At 71.3% G+C, this 1,698-nt stretch carries 1 protein-coding gene; it reads right to left on the bottom strand.

Annotation, left to right across the window (positions count from 1 at the left end; translation table 11 throughout):
- Positions 1-122: 122 nt before the first annotated feature.
- Entirely contained in the window at positions 123-1,547 is a 1,425-nt protein-coding gene (gene pyk, locus ACFCZN_RS06015; protein ID WP_429763383.1) for a pyruvate kinase, read from the bottom strand.
- Positions 1,548-1,698 lie beyond the last annotated feature (151 nt).

Here is a 1,698-nt window from a genome sequence, read left to right as displayed (position 1 = left end):
TCTCCCTTCGGTCTTTTCCCCCCCTCCCCTTTCCATCTTGTCTCGTGCTCTCGGTTCCACCCTCCCCCCCCCGCCACCCCCGGCGTGCCGGCGCGAGGCGGAGCCGCCTCGCGCAGGTGCGATCAGACGTCGGAGTGGCTGCCGACCTGGTGCACGAGGATCGAGTTCGTCGTGCCGGGCACGCCCACCGGGGCGCCGGAGACGATCACGACGCGGTCGCCGGGCTCGGCGAGCCCGTTGGCGCGGAGCGTGGAGTCCACCTGGCCGACCATGGCGTCGACGCTGTCGACCTTCGGCACCTGGTAGGTGGTGGTGCCCCAGGTGAGCGCGAGGACGTTGCGCACGCTCTCCTCCGGCGTGAAGGCCAGCAGCGGGATGCCCGAGCGCAGGCGCGACATGCGCTTGGCCGAGTCGCCCGACTGCGTGAACGTCACGAGGTACTTCACGCCGAGCGTCTCGCCGATCTCGGCGGCCGCACGGGTGATGACGCCGCCGCGGGTGTGCGGCGAGGAGCCCAGGGGGGCGATGCGCTCGCGACCCATCTCCTCGGTCGCCTCGATGATCCGGGCCATCGTCTGGACCGTGATGATCGGGTAGTCGCCCACGCTGGTCTCGCCCGAGAGCATGACCGCGTCGGCCCCGTCGAGCACCGCGTTGGCGCAGTCGGAGGCCTCGGCGCGCGTCGGCGTCGGGCTGGTGGTCATCGACTCCAGCACCTGCGTGGCGACGATGACGGGCTTCGCGTTGCGGCGGGCCAGCTCGACGATGCGCTTCTGCACCAGCGGGACCTGCTCCAGCGGCATCTCCACGGCGAGGTCGCCGCGCGCCACCATGAAGCCGTCGAAGGCCGCGACGACCTCCTCCAGGTTCTCCACCGCCTGCGGCTTCTCGATCTTGGCGACGACGGGGACCGTGCGGCCCTCCTCCGCCATGATCGCCGCGACGTCGTCGTAGTCCTTGGCGGACCGCACGAACGACAGCGCGATGATGTCCGCGCCCATGCGCAGCGCCCAGCGCAGGTCGTCGGTGTCCTTCTCCGACAGCGCCGGCACGGAGACCGCGACGCCGGGGAGGTTGATGCCCTTGTTGTTCGAGACCGGGCCGGCGACCTCGACGGTCGTGACGACGCGCGGGCCCTCGACGGCGGTGACGCGCACGCGCACCTTGCCGTCGTCGATGAGGAGCGGGTCGCCGACGCGGGCGTCGCCCGCCAGACCCTTGTGGGTCGTCGAGACGAGCTCCTTGGTGCCCTCCACGTCCTCGGTGGTGATGGTGAACGTGTCACCCTCGTTGAGGTAGTGCTTCTGGTCGCCCGCGAAGCGGCCGAGCCGGATCTTCGGGCCCTGGAGGTCGACGAGGACTGCGACGTTGCGGCCGGACTCCTTCGCCGCCTCTCGGACACCGTGGTAGACGGCCTCGTGCTCCGCCTGCTCTCCGTGGCTCCGGTTGATCCGGGCCACGTCCATGCCCGCGTCGACCAGCTCACGGAGCTTGGTCGGGGACGCCGTCGCGGGTCCGATGGTGCACACGATCTTCGCTCTGCGCATGTCTCCAGCCTCGTCGTCGATCCGCCCCGGCGCGAGCCGGGGCGGGGCCCGGGGGCCCGAAAAGCACCCCGGTGCTACTTCCCCTTTTTTCTTCCTCCCCCCCCCCCCAGAACACCCCCGGACCCACCAACGCGGGGGGGCCCCGAACGCC

This window comes from Isoptericola sp. NPDC056134 (genome assembly GCF_042264825.1).
GTDB classification, from domain to species: domain Bacteria; phylum Actinomycetota; class Actinomycetes; order Actinomycetales; family Cellulomonadaceae; genus Isoptericola; species Isoptericola nanjingensis.
The sequence above is the reverse complement of the archived record's forward strand: the minus strand, read 5'-3'. Positions and strand labels throughout refer to the sequence as shown.

Bases quoted from the DNA above. Each gene is read 5' to 3' on its own strand.
- pyk (WP_429763383.1), bottom strand. From the start codon at position 1,547: ATGCGCAGAGCGAAGATCGTGTGCACCATCGGACCCGCGACGGCGTCC.